Consider the following 18,862-nt stretch of genomic DNA (forward strand, 5'->3'; position numbering starts at 1 on the left):
ATATCAATCTCGTCCCCTACTGATTAAATTGAATTTTCATTCATAATAGTGTTGCTTTGAATTAGTAATTCAAAGACTGAAGATCAACTAATGTAGTGTTTGAGCCAATAAACCCATTTACTGGAATCTGATGATCGATTCTAATAAACGTTGGAGTATATAGAGGTCCAACTTTTTCGTTAAAGAATGATAGCATCAATTGTTTGTCTTCACTTGATAACGTATCACCATATTTTTTTTCTAAATTGACATAATAGATCGGCAATTTACTAGTCTCTTTGAATTCAGACAACACTTTTGAGAACTCTCGACAGTACGGACATCCTTTATAACCAATCAACATAAAATATGAATCATCACTTTTCAGTAGATTGATTAGTTCTGAATCATTTACTTCCTTAATACCAGATATGTTTTGTAGATATTCTTCTTCTGTTACATTTGTCGCATTTTGATGGTCAACCTCAGTAGAATTTGTGCCCGGACTATTCTCATCCGCATAGGAATTTTGCGGAGAAAATGACAGCCCAACTGTAATTGAAAATAATAATGCTATTAGGGGTAAAAATTTTTTCTTCATTCTTCTCTCTCCACTTCTATTTAAAAAAGTTTTTTATTGCATTTAATACGTCTTGGGCGACATGAGGACCGCCAGAAATGAAATCAATTCCTCCAGGAGTTCCTCCTTTGATTTTTTTCAATTCTTCTTTTGGTAATATTTTTCGATCTGTCATATGAACCACTCTCCTTCTAATTGATAACATTAGTATATTTTTATCTTTGACTATTTAGTGGCTTATATCCGGAAATCAACAATTTGTATCTTGAAATGAATCCCTATTTTGAGTTCAAAAGCTGATTCTTTTATAATTTCCCTCAAAAGATAATTCCACAATAGAAAAAAACTCAAGAGCGCAGGTTCTTGAGTTTTTTAATCTATTAATCTATTACAGTTTAATGTTAAATCGTAATTAGCTATTCGAATTGAGATTATCTAAAAACACCAATAGATATTAGGTAATGTATTATGATTAAGGGTCCTGAAATTTAATATTATCGAAAAATTACAAGAATAAATTACATGCCCCCACTAAATTGTTGCAGCATCATTTAACTAAATTCGCTGATTATTCCTGTTTATCGTTCTATCAATCGTTATAGCATAATAGCGCACCTATTTACGATTTGATCTTTCAATGCTATCTAGGGTTTTTCTTAAGATTTTGTTTTTTGCCAGTGGAAACCTACAAGAATACTCGTCTGGAAAAAATATCATTCTACTCTTATAATCTACAGAAATTATTTTTTTTGGATTGATTAAAAACGACTTATGAACACGAAGTAATTCAGGATATTCTTTTTCTAAATCATTCATTTTTCCATAAAATTCATACATCAGGTTTTCGCCGTATAATATAATTTTATGAGGCGTAACCGACGTCTCTAAGAAATAAATCGAAGTAATATCTACTCTAAAATTCCTTGCACCAATCATAAAGGATAGATGACGTTCATTGGTTCTATTGTCTACAAATGTTAACTTGTGGCGCCCATCTAATACATTTTCTATTTGTCCTTTTTCACTTTGTTCGTCCTTAACAATATAATCTAACGGTGCTATTTGTCTTTTTAACGTCTCCATTGCCAATTCTTGATGAGAAGTGATAAAGACGATTTGGGCGAACTCGTTATCAGTTCTAATATGTTGTGCGACATCAATTCCATCAAAATCTTTTCCAAGATCGATATCCAAAAAGTATAAACTATTTGTTACCTTGTTTTTTGATAAATACAAGAAAATATCTTCCGGATCAGTCGTTGCTAAAACCAATTGCATATCATAATCATTGATCATGACCCAATTATCGATAATTGCCTTGTAATGTGACATCAATATTATGTCATCTTCGCAGAGAATAATTGGTAATGTCATATTATTCACTCTTTCTTATAGTTAGTGTAGAAACAAACATTCCTAGATTTGAGTAATGTGCCAGATCAGCTTGCTTGGTTGCAGTAATGATATCTTGTGCATTGGATAAGCCTAGCCCCCTGTTCTTCCCCTTTTTGCTAAACCCTAATTTTTTCATTTCCGATAAAGAAGGCAGCTTGCCAAGAAAAGAATTTTCAATTGAAATCTCAAGCGAATCGGTGGAATCAATGACCAATATGTTCATTTTTTTTTCTTCTGATTCAATTGCTGCTTCTACCGCATTGTCGATTAATATACCTAAGATTCGGACAAGTTTTATTTCATCCATATTGATATTTGCTATTGGAAAAAGACATTCAAAATTTACCTCAATGCCAGATTGTTCTGCACGGATTAACTTTGCTATCATCAAAGATTTTACGGAGTCTACATTTAAGCTGCTTAGTCCTGAAAAACGCATCACACTGTTATCTATCATCTGATGAGAGTAATCAATCATTTTATTTAAATACCCTGCATCAATCGTAGATTCATTTTGCATTGCCTTAAGACCTAGTAGCATATTTTTATAGTCGTGGCGGAATTTACGCAATTCCTGATAGTTTCTCTCAATGTCCGCAGTATAGACTCGCATCATTTCCATCTGTTCTATAAGATTGCTCAATTCGGTTTTTTCGTGATTCTTTTTCAAAGTAAGATAAGTAAAATACATCGTAACCGAAAATTGAGCAACTAAAAAACCAATCATTATGATTTGAAAAATGCCTAGTATCTGCATCCTTCTTAATACTTCTCCAAACAAATAGACAAACGTCAAAAATATTCCCAACTGCATACAATATACTTTTGCTTCTTCGGAAGGAATTGATTGGTTCATTACCTTTGATTTTATTGTCAACGAAATGATGATTGACAGAATCCAATCCAATCCAATCAAAATAGCTACTAACAAAGATCCATGTTCATTAAATACGTTGAACTCGGGTTTAAAAATTCTAGATACAATGATGGATGAAAAGAGTGGCACTACGCAATAAATCGTTAAGGAAAGCAAAAGACCCAATAACTCGTTAAATTTAGCTTCTGGTTCCTTTCGCCAAGACTTAAATCTTAATATCACAATTAAAGATATCAGTGCGATTCCAGTCAAAAGTGCATCTGTTACTGAAATTAATGTGAGTGGAAAAAGGAATATAAGTAGAGCAAAATAGAATGATTTTTTTCGAATATTTGTTAGTAGCCCAATCATAAATAGAAAAAGTAACAGATCAAATAATTCTTTAAAGAAATACGAGAAAGAATCTACAAAAACCATATAAACACTTCCCTATTATTATAGATAACTAATTATAACAAGGATGAATAAAAATAGGCAGGGTGTTTAAAGCAATCTATATTGTTCTTTTTTAAGCGATTGCCATCATTTTCCAAAGTTCTTCATAGGTCCCATGTAGTGCTCTTAATTGGGTATGAGTTCCAGATTCGACAAGTTGCCCTTTATCTAAGACAAATACCTGATCACAATCTTTTGCAATGGATAAGTGATGGGCGATGAACAGAATGGTTTTATTCTCTAGGTTCATCAAATTTTGAATTATTTGATGCTCTGAGCGTGTATCTAAACCGCTAGTTATTTCATCGAGTATGAGAATTTCTGAGTTCTCTAACAGCGCTCTCGCAAGAGCTAAACGCTCTTTCTGACCACCTGAAAGATTGCTGGCACCTTCTTCAATAGGAGACTGGAATTTAAGGGGCAGCCCTTCAATGTATTCTTTTATCTGAGCTATTTCACATGCCCAAATAATCTGTTCTTCCGTGGGTTGATAGTCTAAACCAAAAATTAAGTTTTCAAAGATGCTGCCACTAAAAAAGAAGGTTTCTTGTGATACATATCCAATCTTATTTCTCAAATCGATTCTTGGAATATCTTGAATAGATTTTCCTTGAATTTCTATTTCGCCTTTTTGAGCAGTATAGAAGTTTACGAACAATTTAGCTAAAGTCGATTTTCCTGATCCACTCATTCCAACGATTGCTGCTTTCTCATTTGGTTTAATTGAAAAGGAAAGATCATTTAGAACGTTTTCATCAAATCCATAGGCAAAGGATAAGTGCTTTACTTCGATTAATGGCTCTTTCGTAAACAATTCAACATTATTCATTTGTTGACTGGTTGCTTCACCCATCAATTCTCGATCCAGAAAGAAAACTTCATTTAATCGATCGTTAGCTACTTTAGCCGTTTGAATCTTTACCTGAAGATTAATGATATTTTGCAAAGGTGTTGTGAAGAAAGACATCAGGGCATTATAAGTAATCAATTGCCCAATAGACAAGCTCCCTTCGATTACTAAGTACGTACCTACCCACAATAACATGGTAGAACCTATTACTTGAAGCGCCGTTTTTAAGTTCGATTGTAGGTTATCAAGATTCGCATTTTTGAATGATTTATCCATCATCTCTTTGAATTGACTCTGAACTTTCTCAAATACTTGATTTGTCGCATTAAAAGACTTTATTGTCTCTATCCCTTTCAAACTTTCAATAATCTGAGAGTTGACTACAGCACTAGATTCCATTTGCTCTTCATTTGTTCGATCAAATGGTTTCATAAATAGAAAGACGATTAAGCCGTAAATTGGAAGTGTACTGAAACTAATTAAAAACAAAAGACGATTTTGTAAAAATAAAGCTGTTCCAATAATTACAACCATTGACACATCTAAAAATAGGGATAGTGTCGCATTCGCCAAGGCATCGATGATTTTATTGGCATCTAAAAATCTTGACACAATCTCCCCTGATTTTCTTGTTGAAAAGAAGTTCATTGGTAAATTCAAAACATGATTGAAATACTTCAGCATAATCGAAGAACTTAACTGTTGTCCTAACCTAATTAAAAGATACTGTTTCAAATACTGGAATAGTATTTGTATCACATACATTGATAAAAGACCTATTGATATTATTTCTAATAGGTTAACAGATCTTGAAGGAACAATTCGATCAATTATCACTTGAAAGTAATAAGAACCTATGATGCCAAACCCGGTTAATATAAAAGACAGAAGTACAATGCCGGCAATTGTCTTCTTATAACTTGTCAATAAGGGAACAAAAGAGAATAATCCATTTGATTGATCTTGTATGGGATGATAATTCTCAGTAGGAGCAGTAGTTAATAAGATTCCTGTCCATATGGAAGCAAACTCTTTTGGGGTTCGTTCAATTTTTCCTTTAGCCGGATCAGCCAGAAGCAACTTTCCATTTTTCATACCATAAACGACAACGTAATGGAAAAAAGCTCCATCGATGATTACGTGGGCAATCAATGGATAGGTCACGTCTTCTTCCTTCCAAATTGATTCATCAGTTTGAAAAACCTGCGTTTGAAATTGGAAATCATTTAATGCTTGGACTAATCCAAAGGCTGAGGTACCTTGGCTGTTTGTCCCTGACATTAAACGTAGTTTACTGATAGGAACGCTCGTATCATAAAAATTTAGAATCATAGAAAGACAGGCAACACCACAATCTTTTTCATCATGTTGCTTAATCAATTTTATTTTTCTCATTGAAACTACACCTTTTCTAGCGCTTAATATGGTGTAAATATACTTGTATTCATAGAATATTATTCAGAATTGTCCTGAAATCTCTCATTCATATCCTAAAGTGAATAGAATTACAGCTGAAACGAAAATAAGCAAAAATTTCACTAAAAAGACACAGGTGGATAGGCTCGTTTACATTTCAGTACAAAATATTATCATCTTGAGACAATTTACATTAAAAACTCAATTCGAATGATATTTTTTTCGTAATAAAAAAATATATGGGAAGTTTTACTATGAAAAATGTTCAAAGTTTAAGCAAAGAAGAATTGATACTTCTAGTCGATGCAGGACAAGACTGGATTTCACAAAAATAAATCTTTATAAGGAGGATGACTATGCCGAAGAACGAAAAAAAGGATCTCTTTTTAACTGCTTCTATAGCGATAATTGGGTTGACAGCAATATACTTTTCAAATGCACTTTTGAATAGTTTAGCGATATCGTTTTTATTAATCGGCATAATAGTCTTAACTACTCTACCAGTTCAAATCAGAAAAAAGAAACAGCGCAGATTAATTACGGATTATTTAAATAGAATCGATACTACTTTACAAAAAAATATTTATGAAGCTACTCAAGTCACTCGGAACCAATTAAAAAATTATACTGTAATAGGAACTGGTATAGCATCTTCTAAGCTTTATAAAATTGAAGAAATCATATCAAAGATGTAGATTTGAATACAATTTTCTCGTACCAAAAAATAAAAAATGGAGTGTGTTTGTTATGAAAATAGGGGAAAAATTATCAACTTTGGAAATGAAAGTCGTTCAAGGAGGTGGCTCTTTTAAGGATCTTATATATGCTATGGGTGGCGGAGCTGCCGGTGGTGCAGCGTTGGGAGCGGCAATTTGCGCACCAACAGTAGTTGGTTCTCCAGCCTGTAGCGCTTCAGGAGCAATATACGGTGCAGTAGCTGGAGGATTTACAGCTGGGCTTGATTCAAAAAAATAAAAGTAGATTGAGATGAAAAAAATGAAATACGAAATATTAGAATTGCACAATTTAAAAGATATTACAGGTGGTGGAAAAGCTACTAATACATTAACCGGTGGCTTAAGTGGTGCTGCAACGGGCGTAAAGTGGTGTACTGCTGGAGGACCGTGGGCTATGGCTGGTTGTGGTGTAATTGGAGGAATTATTGGAGGAGTTATCGGCTACAATGCTCCTTAAAAAAGGCAATGAAATAAAAGAACGGATGGAACCAGTAGATATTTTTGTTCTAGTAATTACATTTAGCTTATTCTTCTTTATTTTAAAGCCATACAAAAATACAGGGTCGCTAACTATTAAGATAGTTATTTTAGCAGTTGTACTACTTTTAAATATTCATTCAATTACAAAGAAAAGCCCAAAATAGTATCGCTAGCTTAAAAGTGATATTTCAAATAATATAATTTGGAAAGAAGGAATAGAAAATGAAAAACGTGGAGAAAATCTCATTAGTAGAATTAAAAAAAGTAACCGGAGGAGCAACTTACTATGGTAATGGTCTATACTGTAATTCAAAGAAGTGCTGGGTTGAATGGGGAATCACTGGAGGCTGTCTAGCCCAGTACGCAATTGGAGGCTGGCTTGGTGGTGCAGTGCCAGGAAAATGTTAGATCAAAGGGAACGATCAGCACAGAAAATTATTCATGATCTCTTCAACGATCTTGAAAAAAGCAAAGATAGCTCGTTTAAGGATATTCAAGATGTATTAATGAAAGTTTATCAAAAACTTGACGATCCTAAGATTGAACAGGCCCCACTGGTCAATCGGCTCGTGAATTACATTTCTTTTACTGCTATTACAAAAAAGCTCAAGTTTTCCTCTATGCAAAATGAATGGATAATGGAGCTAAGTACCATTGGAAGGAAAGCCGGGTTGAACGGAGTTTACCGATCAGATTATGGTGATAAAAACCAATTTTAATCATTGAAAAAGCAGTAGGTTAAGAACTGAAGTGCCGCCGAGCTCACGGTAGGAAAATTCATCCAATCTCTGATTTAGCTCCCTGCTTGACTGCCTACAGCTCTGCTAAAAAAAACATACTCCCCTTTCCCATCCAGGTATTCTTGAACAATTTCCAATTTGAATTCAAAACTATATTTAGACATAAAAATACCGACCCCAAAAGCCTAGATTTTTGGTCTAACTTTTGGGGGGCGGTTCAAATTATCTATTTTTTTATTTTTAGGAAATAATTGGAAAAACGAATTGATAAAATAAATAAGATATAACTTGCGACGAACTGTAATTTCAAAAAATCACTACTTTTAGTGGTAGAAAAAAGTATGATGTCTTTTTCGATTATTTTCATCAATTACTATATTTCAAAGTAGATTTTAACTCATATACGTTCTCTCACATATCGTAGATTTTCAGAGGTTTTATTTGATTCTAAAGAAACAATCAAGTTGCTAATCTATCACGACAATTTAGAAAAGAACCACTTTTTACGTTTTAGGATAGTTTTTTATTGTCTTGAGATAAAAAACAAATAGAAAAGAAATCAGTAGTATCTTGTACATGTAACATAAATCTTTTGAGAGGAAGTTTTATTATGCAAAACTTGAAAGAACTAAGTCATTTGAAATTGACTAAAATCAGTGGGGGTGGAGTTACACCTCCCAAAGGTGCCTTTTTTAATCCTGATGGGAAAACTAATCCTTACGATATGGCATTAGGTGGCACTACCTATCCCCATCAAGGCGCCTGCCCAATTGATTCCGATACACTTGGTTACATCGGTGGCGGTCAGAACCTTTGTCGTAAAAGATAGAATCATCTGTTTAATTTATCTGTAGGAGCAGCATTATGCGTATCAAAAAATATCTAAGTTTTATCAGCGGTATCGGGATCATTATTTTTTGTTCTCTTTCTCTATTTTGGATACATCCGAAATCAATTGATCCCCGTGGATATGAAATTTTTTCTACTCTATCACAATACGAAATTATCAACGATCAACCCACATGGAAAACTATTTCAAAACTAACTAGTTACGGGAAAAAAATAAATAATGTAGATGATTGGAATGGGTTGCTTTATAGTATCAATAAACATAGCTCTTTAGTGAAAATTACTTCTGATGAAGAGTTTCAAACATTCGAAAATAGTAATTTCCCTACAATCTCAAAATATAAAAACTTGACAATCATCAACATTCCAAGTGCATACAGTCCAGACGATAAGAACTTTTTAGAATATTATGCTTCTACACTTGCTAAACTGATTAATCACGCATCAGGAAATATTGTTTTAAATCTATCTAATAATCACGGAGGCGCTCGAGAACCAATGATTCTTGGTACCAGTTCTTTGATTCCTGATGGTGTACTTTTTAACGAAATAGACAACCACAGAAATAGATACCCTGTATTATTAAAAAATGCTCAACTACTCGGAGGTATTCCTGGCACTATCAATACGTTATCTACATCTTGGCTTCCTTCACAACAAGAAAAAATCTTAAATCAAAAAGTCGCTGTTATAACAAATGATAAAACTTCCAGCGCAGCAGAAAGCCTTATACTAGCACTACGAAATAATCCTAACGTAAGAGTTTTTGGCCTCCCATCCGCCGGTTATACTTCAGTTAATATGAATCGCTTTTTTTCTAATCATAACTCAAAGGAGCTTTGGTGGCTTATTTACACCGTAGGGTATTATGAAGTTAACTTCCCAATAAATGGACAGTGTATTTTTAATAACCAACCCATTCCTCCAGATTATAAGGTCGATTTTTCATTACTAAAGGATAGTGATCAAGATCTTCTATCTTCTCAAGGAACAGATAACTTGTTAGAAACTATTAATAACTGGTTTGTTTCCGACTCCTGATGTATCTGTAGATCCAAAACAAAGATTTTCTATATTAAAATCAGAAACAAGGGTCAGAATCCCTATTTGAAAAGATAGAGGGTTGCATGCTCCTTGTTTCTTTATGGTTTAAAAGATAGAGTCAAAGGAGTTTTCTTTTTTATTTACCCAAATAGTTTGTTCTATACAATATTTCCCTAGCTTCTCGTAAGGGAAAAATGAAGAATTTTTTAGGCTCTCCAATCATTTGGATTATTTTTCAATTGATTCTTATCATCTTAATCCGATTGATTCCCATTCAACCTAGCATTTCTTCCAATAATCTCTAGTACAACAATACATTTAATTTGCTTGGTAGTAATTTAGCCTTAATTCTTTTGTCATGTACCTTACAAATGGAGATAAATTAGCTTAAGGCTAGACAATACCCAAATAGAGCCACCACCATTATTTTAGTAATGACTCTATATTATTTTACTTTTAACATTTATTCATTTGTAGTTACTTTTTTATTGATTGCTGCTGTTCATTTGTATCAATGACAGATTCTGCTGCAAAAACAGTTTGTGGCAGGTAAGCTGAGAAAATTGATACTATAATTAGTACACTTATTGCTGCTTTGACAATTTTTTTCAAAACGAACACCTTCAATTTTTTCAATTAATTGAATTATTAGCTAATAAATCGTTAAAAAAATAGAAATCTGCATCATAGAACGTCTCAATACAAATCCATGATGCAGATTAATTTCTCAAAAAATTTTAAGTTAGTAACAATTTGTCTTTATTCTGTTCTCTAAAATGTAAATGACATTATCTATCAAGTTAGAATACTCCAGAAAAATTCATAGATAATCAAGAAGATTGCTATGGTAACTGTTACATTCAATTTTTTTTTTGAAGGTAAATCTTTCTTCTTTAGATAGTTGCCGACTGCAATTAAAGAGATTACAGCAGAGAAAATTAATGCTTTTACCATTGATCCCAAATACTTCCAATAGCTCCTGTCAGACAACCCCCACCGGCTCCACCAAGTCCGCCTAACGCACCACCAATTACGGCACCACCAACACAAGAACCACCTACACTACCCCAGTTGATTTTTCCCCCAATTACTTTCAACATTTCTTCTTGATTTAGTATTTCTTTTTTCATTAATAGCTCCTCCTAATTCCCCAATAGTCCACCAATACATGCGGCTGAACCGCCAATTACTCCAAAATGTGCACCGACGAATGCTCCCGGGATAGCACCTAATCCAGCAGCTAATCCACCACCAGCTGCTCCAGCTACTGTTCCCGCTCCTATCCCTTTACCAATGTCTTTTAGACAATCTTTTGAACTATACCCCCCCATTAATTGTTTCATTTCTTGTTCATTTAGTTTTTGAAACTTTTGCATAATAAAGCTCCCTCTCAAAAAGATTTATGTTACATATACAAGATACTACTGATTTCTTTTCTATTTGCTTTTTTATCTCAAGACAATAAAAAACTATCCTAAAACGTAAAAAGTGGTTCTTTTCTAAATTGTCGTGATAGATTAGCAACTTGATTGTTTCTTTAGAATCAAATAAAACCTCTGAAAATCTACGATATGTGAGAGAACGGTATATGAGTTAAAATCTACTTTGAAATATAGTAATTGATGAAAATAATCGAAAAAGACATCATACTTTTTTCTACCACTAAAAGTAGTGATTTTTTGAAATTACAGTTCGTCGCAAGTTATATCTTAAAAAAATGGCAATTAAATCAAAAAGAATTTATGTTGCACATTGGATTAACCAATCCTGAAATGATTTTTTGCGGTATTTATAAACAAATCGTAACTCATCATGCTATCTATGTACGGTTACAAACAATTACCGAAAAAGCTGGAGTTCCCTTTCTAGGTATCCATGTGACAAGGCATACACATGCTAGCCTTCTTCTAGACGCTGGTGCATCATTAAAGGACGTACAAGATCGACTAAGACATGCTTCAATCAAAATTACAATGGATACTTATGGTCATCTAAGTAAAGAGACAAAAGTCCAAACTGTTAATAAATTTGTTCAACATCTTAATGCTTGATAATCTAATGGCATTCAATTTGGCATTCAAAAAAGAAGAAAAAGGGCAGAATCCCTATATACTAAGGATTCTGCCCTCTAAAATTCTTATTCTTCTTCTTCTGCCATAAACGTATTAAAGACTTCTTCAATCATGTCCCATTCGGCTTCAGTTTCGATTTGTTGCAGTTCGCCTTCTGTGCCTTCTTCGTTTTCCAAATATGCGTAAGCTTGAAGCTCTACGTCTTCTTCTTCGGAAACACCTGCTGGATACAACAGGACATAGTTTTTACCGAATTCTTCCTGACCATCGATTGTCAAAAGAATTTCGTATAAGGTTTCATTGCCTTGGTCGTCCACCAAAGTGATATGTTCATGTCCTTCGTGGTCATGATCGTGGTTATGGTCGTGGTTATGGTCGTGATGATTGTGTTCTGCCATGATAAGCTCTCCTTTTTAAGTGTTTCGACACGCGGTCTGCGGTCTTGCCCCAACAGAAGTTCTGTCGATAACACCCGCAATGCACATCTCAAATTCACTTTAATTATACTATTTGATTGTGAAATAAACATGAACCGAGACTGCTGAATCTATGAAAAAAAATCTTGTTTGTAGTCACTTCTCTATAGATTTGGCAATCGTTTCAGTTTACAAGGTCATGACAAAAATCCGCCACTGGCCCGATCCAAGTAGTTCTGTAGGATCATCACTGCGGCAACTTTGTCGATGACTTTTTTTCGTTTGGCACGGGAAGTGTTGGCTTGTTCCACCAGCATCCGCTCTGCTTGAACGGTAGTTAGACGCTCATCTTGATAGTCTACCGGCAAACCGAATAATTCAGCGATTTTTTCTCCGTAGGCCATAGACGCTTCTGCTCGCGGACCGATGGAGTTGTTCATGTTTTTAGGCAGACCGACGACGAATTTTTCGACTTCATATTCTTTTACCAACTCCCCTAAACGAGCAAAGCCGAATTCGCCTTCGTCTTCATTGATGCGAATGATCTCAATTCCTTGTGCAGTCCACCCCATCAGATCACTGACCGCCACCCCCACGGTTCGGGAGCCGACGTCTAATCCCATGATCCGCATTACAGGTTAATCCCGTGGTTGCCCAGATAATAGCGAATCAAGACTTCCATAATTTCATCTCGTTCGTGACGACGAATCAAGTTACGGGCATCCCGGTAGCGAGGGATATAAGCCGGGTCTCCGGAAAGCAGGTACCCGACGATCTGGTTGATGGGATTGTAACCTTTTTCTTCCAACGCTTTGTAGACGATTGCCAAAGTTTCGCTGATTTCTTTTTTGCGACTGTCGTCAAAATCAAAACGTACTGTTTCATCTGTATAGCCCATGCTTTACACCTCTTTTGATTATTTTAGTGAAAAAATGCGGAAAACCCGCGATTTTTCAGAAATTTAACTATGGGTTTTTCCTATGTTAATTGTACTTCATCCCACTGTAAACTACAAACAAATGATTATCTACAAACTGCAAGATTACCGATTTTTCCTTGACAATACAAGACAGCCGTCCGAATAATCTACAAAGATTTTTAGAAAATGCGGTTACTTGTTCAAATACTCTTGATAGGCCGCGTCATCATAGACCCGGTCTAATTCACCGATGTAGGCAGTGACGTTGTCTTCCCCGACAAAGCCGCGTTTAAACTTATAAAGACCATCTGTTTCATCGATTTCGAAGATTCCGCCAAAGTCATACCAACGTGTGCCACGCTCTAAGCCCCACTTAATCATTTCCCATTGCATGAGATAGTTGGGCATTAAGTTGCGGTGGCTATTAGTCGAACCGCCGTACATATACCACGTACAGGTTCCATAGCTGAGGCATAGAGCACCGGATAGAACTTCTCCTTCATAGGTAGCCAGATAGATTCGCGCATTGTCTCCAAATGCTGCCATTACCCGCTGGAAATATTCCAATGGTCGGTGAGTGATTCCCTGACGTGTACTCATAATTTCATGGGTATCATAGAAAGCCTTCACTGCTTCCTCGCTTTGCGACCAACTGACTTCGACCCCTTTTCTAGCCGCCAGACGAATGTTATAACGGGTTTTTGAATGAAAGCCCGCCAAGAGTTCTTCTTCGGTCTGACCAGCGGTATCCAAGCGCATGTTCATTCGCGGTTGGATTGTGGCATGGGGCTCTTTTTCCGAATTGCGAACGATGAAGCCAGCTTTTTCATAGGCTGCTTGCAGCTGCGGATCATTTAAGACTTCCGGATCACAGCGAAGCAAAAAGATATCTTCGGTCTTTTGCAAATAGCTTTCTGCTTCATCAAACATCCGTTTCACTAATTGAACATCTCGGGGATCGCAAACCGGTCCCCGATTGGCATAAGCTAATTTTTTTCCTTTGGCTGCGGTAATTGTCAAAACAGACATAGCAGCAAGGATGGCGCCGTCTTCTTCAAGGAAGAAATAAAACGGCTGCCAATTGTTTTTCACTTGGCTCCAGGCAGGATCTTGACAAGCCTGAGCATAGGGACTGTTTCTGACGAATTCGGTATAACGTGTCATTGCGGCTTCGTCATGTACATCCACCATTGGCATCGATTAAGCATCTCCCTTTTTTTCAAACCATTTTTGATAACGTTCTGGATATCCTGCATAATACTTTTTAACTGCTTGATTTCGCAGCAGCGATTTATCTTCGTCATAAATCAAGGTGAAGCCGTAATTGCCTTCATTAATCAGCTTTTCAGCTTCCGCTTGCAATTTCGGGTCCTCCGTATAGGTCGTTACGACTGATTCTGGTACGCCCAGCCACAGATATTCTTTGTCACCATAGACGGTTTGCGGCACATCCTTTTCGAAGATCAAATCTTCGATAGCAGCCTGCATTAAATTACAGCCTGCCAGCGTGGTATAAAAACTAGAACGGCCTGGACGCAAGTTGATCTCAAAGATTTTGAACTTGCCGTCACGAGGATCGTATTTCATATCAAAATTGGCAAACCCGTGATACCCAATTTTTTCCAAGAAATCTTGATATTTCTGATAAATTTCCATGTTGGCCGTCGACTTGATTGCGACATAATTGCCCACCAAAATCGGTGTCACATCTTCTAAGTAGGGATGCCCCAGACACATCAGCTGGACTTTACCATCTTTGCCTACATAGGCATTCAAGACGCGCATATTAGAATCTGGCCCGGGAATGAAATCCTGAATCAGCATTGTTTCTTGATAGTCGGAACTGTAAACCGCCGCCAAAACTTCCTTTAGTTCCGCTTCATCTTTAACGATATACGCTTTTTTCTTGCCTTCAAAATCCACTTCAGCGTATTTTACGCTGTTGCTTGGTTTCACCGCCATTGGAAAACCAAAAGGACAGCTCACTTTTTGATAGTTGGTTCCATTGACTTTAACTGTGGCTGGGTGGTCCAACCCAATCTCTTCGGCAAGGTCATAGAAGTTTTCCTTCAAGATCAGCTCTTGCAGCAGGTCTTGTTGCACAAACGGCAGCGCATAGTAGTCTTTAAGGCGCTCTTGATTATTGATGACTAATTCGGCATAACCATCACTAGCGGCAAATAAGATCAGTTTGTCATAGTGCTTCAATTGTTCGTCAGCCACGGCAATCAACGCGTCAGCAAAGTTTTCTGGCGCAGTCAATCCTTCGACGACTTGGATTTTTAATATTTTGGAATGATTGGTCATCAACAGCTTGCCTTGACCTACACAAAGGCTTTTAACACCGTATGCCATGTGGACAGAACGGGCGATTCCGTATGCGTTGACATCCGTACCTAAAATCACTGGTAAAAAGTTCATTTTGTCGGCTCCTGTTCTTTTTTATGGTGAAAATCGCAGATACGCCTTTAAAAGAAGGCCGCGTTTTCCCAAAAATCAGCTTTAAACAGTATAACATAATTTTATGAAATTCTCAGAAAGAACCGATCAAAATGAGCGATAAACATATTGATTTTGCGGCGCTGCGATTGTCGTCACTTTTTCTGCTTGTACCATCGGCAACGTTCGGTTAAATGGCTTGTAAAAACCCGACTGAATCACGCCTTCGACTCGCACCCATTGATCATTTTTCAAGGTCTTCGTCTCTTGGGGAAGATGTACCCGCAGACCAAAAACCCCCGAATCAGCTACACAGTGAATAATGCCGAAGCGAAAGACGAAATCCTCTTGCGCATCGTCTTGGGTCGCATGAAAAATAAAGCCTTCATAAACAATCTTACGGCCGATAAAGTCACTCGGGTAATTATAAATCAGCTCCATGACTTCCAAATAATTTTCATCGGTAATCGTCAAAGTTCCTGTGTTCCCGTATTTTTTCTGCAACTTTTCCATCTGATTTTGATAATCTTCTTTGTTGAAATAAATACTAGTATTAGGTTGCAGGTACTGGGTCTCCATCTGAGGATCCCCTACCGATTCCTTAGCCAACGGAAATTGAAAACCTTTTGCTTCAACGATGGTGGTATTCAAAGAAACGGTGGGAAAAAATGTCCCTACGATGATCGGCAATGCTAAGAGCGCATAAGCGATGACCCGCTGATAACGTTTTTTCAGTCCATGGTCGTGCTCATCTTCTAAATCATGGGAATGATGATGATGTTCATGGTCATTTTCATGATTATCTTCATAGTCATGTGAAAGTTGTCCTTCAGGCTTATCTTGTTTGTGGTTTTCATGCTCTGTTACATCAACCTGATTGCCATTTGTCACAGTCGCAGTTTCTTTCAACTCGATGGCTGCCTCAGTTGAATTTTCTTCACTGGTCACAGCTTTGCCAGGATCTTCTTTGACCCAGAAATATAGTTGTACCAGAGCCAAAATCAATGCCAGAACAGTCGACAAGGTGGCTAAGTATTGGTAATGCACATTGATGAACTGATCCAGTTTGCCTGTCACTTGCAGATACAACATCAACTCCACATAACCTGCTAATATCAAAAAGCGCGCCATCTTTACACCACCAATGCATAGCCAGTCACGCAGATCATGATGATTGCCACTAGCTTCAGAATAAATTTACTGTTGAAATACCGATTCATCATCAACAGATTTTTGATATCTACCATAGGGCCGAAAACCAGGAAGGCTACAACCGGCGCCGTACCAAACAGGCTCAATAAAGAGGAGCCAATAAAAGCATCTGCTTCAGAGCACAACGACATCACCAAAGCCAATACCAGCATCACTAAAATTGCCAGCAGCTTCGATGAACCCAGCGTCAAAAGGGCCGCAGTTGGCAAATAAGTTTGCATAGCAGATGCAATCAGCGCCCCGATCATCAAGTAGCGACCGGTATCAAAAAATTCGTCTAAACTGTGCTTTAACAAATGACTTAGCTGGCTTTGAAAGTGTCTAAATCCCATTGCAGCTGTCTTTGCTTCTGCAGCTGTCGATAACCCATTGGAAACCGCAGCCTCAACTGGCGCATCAAAATCAACAGTATCAAACAGCGCCTTCTCTGAGGTCAGCATAGAAAAAGCGGCAGTGTCGGGGTCAACCGCAGCACCAAATTCAGCAGCTGGTGTCACTTGGCAAGTTGTATTGGCAGACTGAAGAGCGGCTTTAGGCTGTTTTAAAATGTCTTGTTTGTTGAAATAAGCGAGCCAGATTCCCACGACCATAGCGACCAATACTGCACCAACAACTCGCAAGGCAGCATAACGCCAAGAATTACCAAAAGCAATATAGGTAGAAAAAATCACGATAGGATTGACAATGGGCGCCGTCAGCATAAAAGCGAAGGCCGTGTGCTGGGGCACGTCTTTTTTTACAAACTGATTGACGATAGGCACAATCCCACATTCACATGAAGGAAAGAAGACCCCCATCACGCACCCTACTGCTACCGATGCCAAGCGATTTTTTGGCAAAAAGCGTCTCACCCGCTCCGGTGTTAAAAATACGTGCAGTGCGCCCGAGATCAAACAGCCCAATAAAACAAAGGGCAACGCCTCAATTACAATGGATAAAAAAATCATGCTCATCTGCAAAACTGAATCCGGCAAATTAGCAAACATAATCCAACCTCCCTGAACAGATCAACTCATGACCTGTTGTTCTTTTTATGTAAATCACTCGCTGACTACCCGCCAGACCAGCCATGCTGTCCTGACATCTCACACACTATACCGCCGGGTTATTTTCCTGACAAGACTTTCCAGATCTTCTAAAGAAAAATTAGGAAAACCTCACGAGAAAACAGAGGTTTTGACAATAGCGACAGCAGGCTTTAAAGTGCAGATAAAGAACTGATGTGTGTTGATTCTCCCTTATAAACAACAAAACCTGCTGTCTTTGAGGCCAACAGCATTTCAGCAAACCAACTACTCGAGGTGAATGTCATGATCCCAGTAACAGATTTCAATGATGGGTTATCACAATTGGCAGCCGCAGATTTGGCAGTAGCTTATGTGTCGCTACCCGGCTGTAGCGTCTGCGTCTCAGTCAAACCACAGTTGATTCAACGCTTGTCTGATTTCAAGGTACCTATCTATCAATTCGATGCTCACCAATTACCCGAAGTCGCCGGTGAATTTCAAGTGATGACTGCTCCCGCTGTACTACTTTTTGCAAAAGGCAAAGAGGTGGATCGCCAAGCACGCTTCATCGATTTTGATCGGTTGGAAAAAAAGATTGGTGATTATCAATCTGCCGGCAATGAACCCGTTGATTATGCACAACTGTTTGGAGCCACCAAAACAGACTAAAGTTTTTCCTGTCACTTTAAAAGACCCGCTGAAAGCAGGCACTGCATACGCAGCCTGATTTTCGGCGGGTCTTTTAACTATTAGTCGGTCGCTTTTTCGTTGGCATGTAAAAAGTAAATCAAGGTCTGCAGCTCATTGGTCAAATCAACGTTTTGGACTAAGACGCTCTTCGGTGCATGCAGACGCGCCGGTGTAAAGTTCAAAATTCCTTTGATTCCGGATTTAACCAGCTCATCGACAATCGGCTGCGAAGTTTCAGCAGGCACTGTCAAAATTGCGATATCAATTTGTTGGAGTTTGATTTGTTCGGCCATGTCGCTCAGAGGATACACAGGAATTCCGTCCACGATTCGTCCCACGATATCATCATTGACATCAAACGCTGCACTGATGCGGATAGAATTGGATTGGTGGAATTTGTATTTCAACAGCGCACTACCCAAGTTCCCGACCCCCACCAAAGCCACGTTTGACATGTGGTCGTCGTTCAATGTTTTGGCAAAAAAGTTCATCAAGGCTTCTACATCATAGCCATAGCCGCGTTTGCCGAGCTCGCCGAAATAAGAAAAATCACGACGAATGGTGGCACTGTCCACTTGGACGGCTTCACTAAGCTCAGTAGAAGACACCTTTTGTTTACCAGAATTGTTCAAGATACGCAAATATCGATAGTACAAAGGCAAGCGTTTAGCAGTTGCCTTTGGAATAGCATGCTCTTTCAAAGAAAATCCTCCTCAATATGATTT

General features: G+C 37.5%; 24 protein-coding genes and 1 pseudogene. 9 read left to right on the top strand and 16 right to left on the bottom strand.

What is annotated here, in order from left to right:
- Window positions 1–61: 61 nt before the first annotated feature.
- From BAU14_RS01140 to BAU14_RS01160, 5 genes are all read right to left on the bottom strand, one after another.
- A complete protein-coding gene (locus BAU14_RS01140; RefSeq protein WP_161898262.1) occupies window positions 62–580 on the bottom strand; it encodes a PedC/BrcD family bacteriocin maturation disulfide isomerase in 519 nt (172 codons plus the stop codon).
- 16 nt (window positions 581–596) lie between these two features.
- Window positions 597–734 (bottom strand): hypothetical protein, encoded by a 138-nt coding sequence (locus BAU14_RS01145; RefSeq protein WP_161898263.1) that lies wholly within the window; start codon window positions 732–734, stop codon window positions 597–599.
- Between the two features lie 440 nt (window positions 735–1,174).
- On the bottom strand, window positions 1,175–1,933 hold the full coding sequence (locus BAU14_RS01150; protein ID WP_161898264.1) for a LytR/AlgR family response regulator transcription factor: 759 nt from the start codon (window positions 1,931–1,933) through the stop codon (window positions 1,175–1,177).
- Between the two features lies 1 nt (window position 1,934).
- Window positions 1,935–3,248, bottom strand: a complete 1,314-nt coding sequence (locus BAU14_RS01155) for a sensor histidine kinase (protein WP_237580387.1) — start codon at window positions 3,246–3,248, stop codon at window positions 1,935–1,937.
- Between the two features lie 91 nt (window positions 3,249–3,339).
- Entirely contained in the window at window positions 3,340–5,511 is a 2,172-nt protein-coding gene (locus BAU14_RS01160) for a peptide cleavage/export ABC transporter (protein ID WP_161898265.1), read from the bottom strand.
- Between the two features lie 377 nt (window positions 5,512–5,888).
- On the opposite strand from BAU14_RS01160, the gene BAU14_RS01165 reads away from it, so the two are divergent.
- The 7 genes from BAU14_RS01165 to BAU14_RS01195 all read left to right on the top strand — a co-directional run bounded on the left by BAU14_RS01165 (window position 5,889) and on the right by BAU14_RS01195 (window position 9,379).
- The gene (locus BAU14_RS01165; protein WP_161898266.1) at window positions 5,889–6,227 is read left to right on the top strand and encodes a hypothetical protein; all 339 of its coding nucleotides are present in this window, start codon (window positions 5,889–5,891) and stop codon (window positions 6,225–6,227) included.
- A 52-nt stretch (window positions 6,228–6,279) separates the two neighbouring features.
- Window positions 6,280–6,507 (top strand): Blp family class II bacteriocin, encoded by a 228-nt coding sequence (locus BAU14_RS01170; protein WP_161898267.1) that lies wholly within the window; start codon window positions 6,280–6,282, stop codon window positions 6,505–6,507.
- A gap of 12 nt (window positions 6,508–6,519) precedes the next feature.
- A complete protein-coding gene (locus BAU14_RS01175; protein ID WP_161898268.1) occupies window positions 6,520–6,726 on the top strand; it encodes a Blp family class II bacteriocin in 207 nt (68 codons plus the stop codon).
- Between the two features lie 245 nt (window positions 6,727–6,971).
- Entirely contained in the window at window positions 6,972–7,157 is a 186-nt protein-coding gene (locus BAU14_RS01180) for a leucocin A/sakacin P family class II bacteriocin (protein ID WP_161898269.1), read from the top strand.
- Window positions 7,151–7,468, top strand: a complete 318-nt coding sequence (locus BAU14_RS01185; RefSeq protein WP_161898270.1) for a bacteriocin immunity protein — start codon at window positions 7,151–7,153, stop codon at window positions 7,466–7,468. The genes BAU14_RS01180 and BAU14_RS01185 overlap by 7 nt, the downstream gene beginning before the upstream one ends.
- A 631-nt stretch (window positions 7,469–8,099) precedes the next feature.
- Window positions 8,100–8,318 (top strand): hypothetical protein, encoded by a 219-nt coding sequence (locus BAU14_RS01190; RefSeq protein ID WP_022795484.1) that lies wholly within the window; start codon window positions 8,100–8,102, stop codon window positions 8,316–8,318.
- A gap of 35 nt (window positions 8,319–8,353) precedes the next feature.
- Entirely contained in the window at window positions 8,354–9,379 is a 1,026-nt protein-coding gene (locus tag BAU14_RS01195) for a S41 family peptidase (protein ID WP_161898271.1), read from the top strand.
- Between the two features lie 480 nt (window positions 9,380–9,859).
- Here BAU14_RS01195 and BAU14_RS14430 read toward each other — a convergent pair whose 3' ends face one another.
- The 3 genes from BAU14_RS14430 to BAU14_RS01205 all read right to left on the bottom strand — a co-directional run bounded on the left by BAU14_RS14430 (window position 9,860) and on the right by BAU14_RS01205 (window position 10,758).
- Entirely contained in the window at window positions 9,860–9,994 is a 135-nt protein-coding gene (locus tag BAU14_RS14430; protein WP_272927970.1) for a hypothetical protein, read from the bottom strand.
- Between the two features lie 335 nt (window positions 9,995–10,329).
- Entirely contained in the window at window positions 10,330–10,512 is a 183-nt protein-coding gene (locus tag BAU14_RS01200; RefSeq protein ID WP_095006316.1) for a Blp family class II bacteriocin, read from the bottom strand.
- Window positions 10,513–10,524: 12 nt separating this feature from the next.
- A complete protein-coding gene (locus BAU14_RS01205; RefSeq protein ID WP_076787193.1) occupies window positions 10,525–10,758 on the bottom strand; it encodes a Blp family class II bacteriocin in 234 nt (77 codons plus the stop codon).
- Window positions 10,759–11,085: 327 nt separating this feature from the next.
- On the opposite strand from BAU14_RS01205, the pseudogene BAU14_RS01210 reads away from it, so the two are divergent.
- Window positions 11,086–11,433 (top strand): annotated as a pseudogene (locus tag BAU14_RS01210) (tyrosine-type recombinase/integrase); the annotation flags it as partial.
- 86 nt (window positions 11,434–11,519) lie between these two features.
- On the opposite strand, the gene BAU14_RS01215 reads toward BAU14_RS01210, so the two are convergent.
- The 7 genes from BAU14_RS01215 to BAU14_RS01245 form a co-directional block, all read right to left on the bottom strand.
- Complete coding sequence (locus tag BAU14_RS01215) at window positions 11,520–11,852, bottom strand: DUF1292 domain-containing protein (protein ID WP_161898272.1); 333 nt, start codon at window positions 11,850–11,852, stop codon at window positions 11,520–11,522.
- 215 nt (window positions 11,853–12,067) lie between these two features.
- Window positions 12,068–12,502, bottom strand: a complete 435-nt coding sequence (ruvX, locus tag BAU14_RS01220; RefSeq protein ID WP_161898273.1) for a Holliday junction resolvase RuvX — start codon at window positions 12,500–12,502, stop codon at window positions 12,068–12,070.
- Complete coding sequence (locus BAU14_RS01225; protein ID WP_161898274.1) at window positions 12,502–12,768, bottom strand: IreB family regulatory phosphoprotein; 267 nt, start codon at window positions 12,766–12,768, stop codon at window positions 12,502–12,504. Before BAU14_RS01225 ends, ruvX begins: the two co-directional genes overlap by 1 nt.
- Before the next feature lie 213 nt (window positions 12,769–12,981).
- Window positions 12,982–13,986 (bottom strand): lipid II:glycine glycyltransferase FemX, encoded by a 1,005-nt coding sequence (locus BAU14_RS01230; RefSeq protein WP_161898275.1) that lies wholly within the window; start codon window positions 13,984–13,986, stop codon window positions 12,982–12,984.
- A gap of 3 nt (window positions 13,987–13,989) precedes the next feature.
- Complete coding sequence (locus tag BAU14_RS01235; protein WP_161898276.1) at window positions 13,990–15,210, bottom strand: hypothetical protein; 1,221 nt, start codon at window positions 15,208–15,210, stop codon at window positions 13,990–13,992.
- Between the two features lie 126 nt (window positions 15,211–15,336).
- Window positions 15,337–16,359: a TIGR03943 family putative permease subunit gene (locus BAU14_RS01240; protein WP_161898277.1), complete on the bottom strand. Its 1,023-nt coding sequence runs from the start codon at window positions 16,357–16,359 to the stop codon at window positions 15,337–15,339.
- 2 nt (window positions 16,360–16,361) lie between these two features.
- Entirely contained in the window at window positions 16,362–17,426 is a 1,065-nt protein-coding gene (locus BAU14_RS01245; protein ID WP_161898278.1) for a permease, read from the bottom strand.
- Window positions 17,427–17,750: 324 nt separating this feature from the next.
- Here BAU14_RS01245 and BAU14_RS01250 point away from each other — a divergent pair, with 324 nt between their 5' ends.
- Window positions 17,751–18,116: a thioredoxin family protein gene (locus BAU14_RS01250; protein ID WP_161898279.1), complete on the top strand. Its 366-nt coding sequence runs from the start codon at window positions 17,751–17,753 to the stop codon at window positions 18,114–18,116.
- Between the two features lie 80 nt (window positions 18,117–18,196).
- On the opposite strand, the gene BAU14_RS01255 is transcribed toward BAU14_RS01250, so the two are convergent.
- On the bottom strand, window positions 18,197–18,838 hold the full coding sequence (locus BAU14_RS01255; protein ID WP_161898280.1) for a redox-sensing transcriptional repressor Rex: 642 nt from the start codon (window positions 18,836–18,838) through the stop codon (window positions 18,197–18,199).
- Window positions 18,839–18,862: the final 24 nt, after the last annotated feature.

The organism is Candidatus Enterococcus leclercqii (assembly GCF_009933135.1).
Lineage (GTDB): Bacteria > Bacillota > Bacilli > Lactobacillales > Enterococcaceae > Enterococcus_C > Enterococcus_C leclercqii.

Bases quoted from the DNA above. Each gene is read 5' to 3' on its own strand.
- BAU14_RS01140 (WP_161898262.1), bottom strand. From the start codon at position 580: ATGAAGAAAAAATTTTTACCCCTAATAGCATTATTATTTTCAATTACA.
- BAU14_RS01145 (WP_161898263.1), bottom strand. From the start codon at position 734: ATGACAGATCGAAAAATATTACCAAAAGAAGAATTGAAAAAAATCAAA.
- BAU14_RS01150 (WP_161898264.1), bottom strand. From the start codon at position 1,933: ATGACATTACCAATTATTCTCTGCGAAGATGACATAATATTGATGTCA.
- BAU14_RS01155 (WP_237580387.1), bottom strand. From the start codon at position 3,248: ATGGTTTTTGTAGATTCTTTCTCGTATTTCTTTAAAGAATTATTTGAT.
- BAU14_RS01160 (WP_161898265.1), bottom strand. From the start codon at position 5,511: ATGAGAAAAATAAAATTGATTAAGCAACATGATGAAAAAGATTGTGGT.
- BAU14_RS01165 (WP_161898266.1), top strand. From the start codon at position 5,889: ATGCCGAAGAACGAAAAAAAGGATCTCTTTTTAACTGCTTCTATAGCG.
- BAU14_RS01170 (WP_161898267.1), top strand. From the start codon at position 6,280: ATGAAAATAGGGGAAAAATTATCAACTTTGGAAATGAAAGTCGTTCAA.
- BAU14_RS01175 (WP_161898268.1), top strand. From the start codon at position 6,520: ATGAAAAAAATGAAATACGAAATATTAGAATTGCACAATTTAAAAGAT.
- BAU14_RS01180 (WP_161898269.1), top strand. From the start codon at position 6,972: ATGAAAAACGTGGAGAAAATCTCATTAGTAGAATTAAAAAAAGTAACC.
- BAU14_RS01185 (WP_161898270.1), top strand. From the start codon at position 7,151: ATGTTAGATCAAAGGGAACGATCAGCACAGAAAATTATTCATGATCTC.
- BAU14_RS01190 (WP_022795484.1), top strand. From the start codon at position 8,100: ATGCAAAACTTGAAAGAACTAAGTCATTTGAAATTGACTAAAATCAGT.
- BAU14_RS01195 (WP_161898271.1), top strand. From the start codon at position 8,354: ATGCGTATCAAAAAATATCTAAGTTTTATCAGCGGTATCGGGATCATT.
- BAU14_RS01200 (WP_095006316.1), bottom strand. From the start codon at position 10,512: ATGAAAAAAGAAATACTAAATCAAGAAGAAATGTTGAAAGTAATTGGG.
- BAU14_RS01205 (WP_076787193.1), bottom strand. From the start codon at position 10,758: ATGCAAAAGTTTCAAAAACTAAATGAACAAGAAATGAAACAATTAATG.
- BAU14_RS01215 (WP_161898272.1), bottom strand. From the start codon at position 11,852: ATGGCAGAACACAATCATCACGACCATAACCACGACCATAACCACGAT.
- ruvX (WP_161898273.1), bottom strand. From the start codon at position 12,502: ATGCGGATCATGGGATTAGACGTCGGCTCCCGAACCGTGGGGGTGGCG.
- BAU14_RS01225 (WP_161898274.1), bottom strand. From the start codon at position 12,768: ATGGGCTATACAGATGAAACAGTACGTTTTGATTTTGACGACAGTCGC.
- BAU14_RS01230 (WP_161898275.1), bottom strand. From the start codon at position 13,986: ATGCCAATGGTGGATGTACATGACGAAGCCGCAATGACACGTTATACC.
- BAU14_RS01235 (WP_161898276.1), bottom strand. From the start codon at position 15,210: ATGAACTTTTTACCAGTGATTTTAGGTACGGATGTCAACGCATACGGA.
- BAU14_RS01240 (WP_161898277.1), bottom strand. From the start codon at position 16,359: ATGGCGCGCTTTTTGATATTAGCAGGTTATGTGGAGTTGATGTTGTAT.
- BAU14_RS01245 (WP_161898278.1), bottom strand. From the start codon at position 17,426: ATGTTTGCTAATTTGCCGGATTCAGTTTTGCAGATGAGCATGATTTTT.
- BAU14_RS01250 (WP_161898279.1), top strand. From the start codon at position 17,751: ATGATCCCAGTAACAGATTTCAATGATGGGTTATCACAATTGGCAGCC.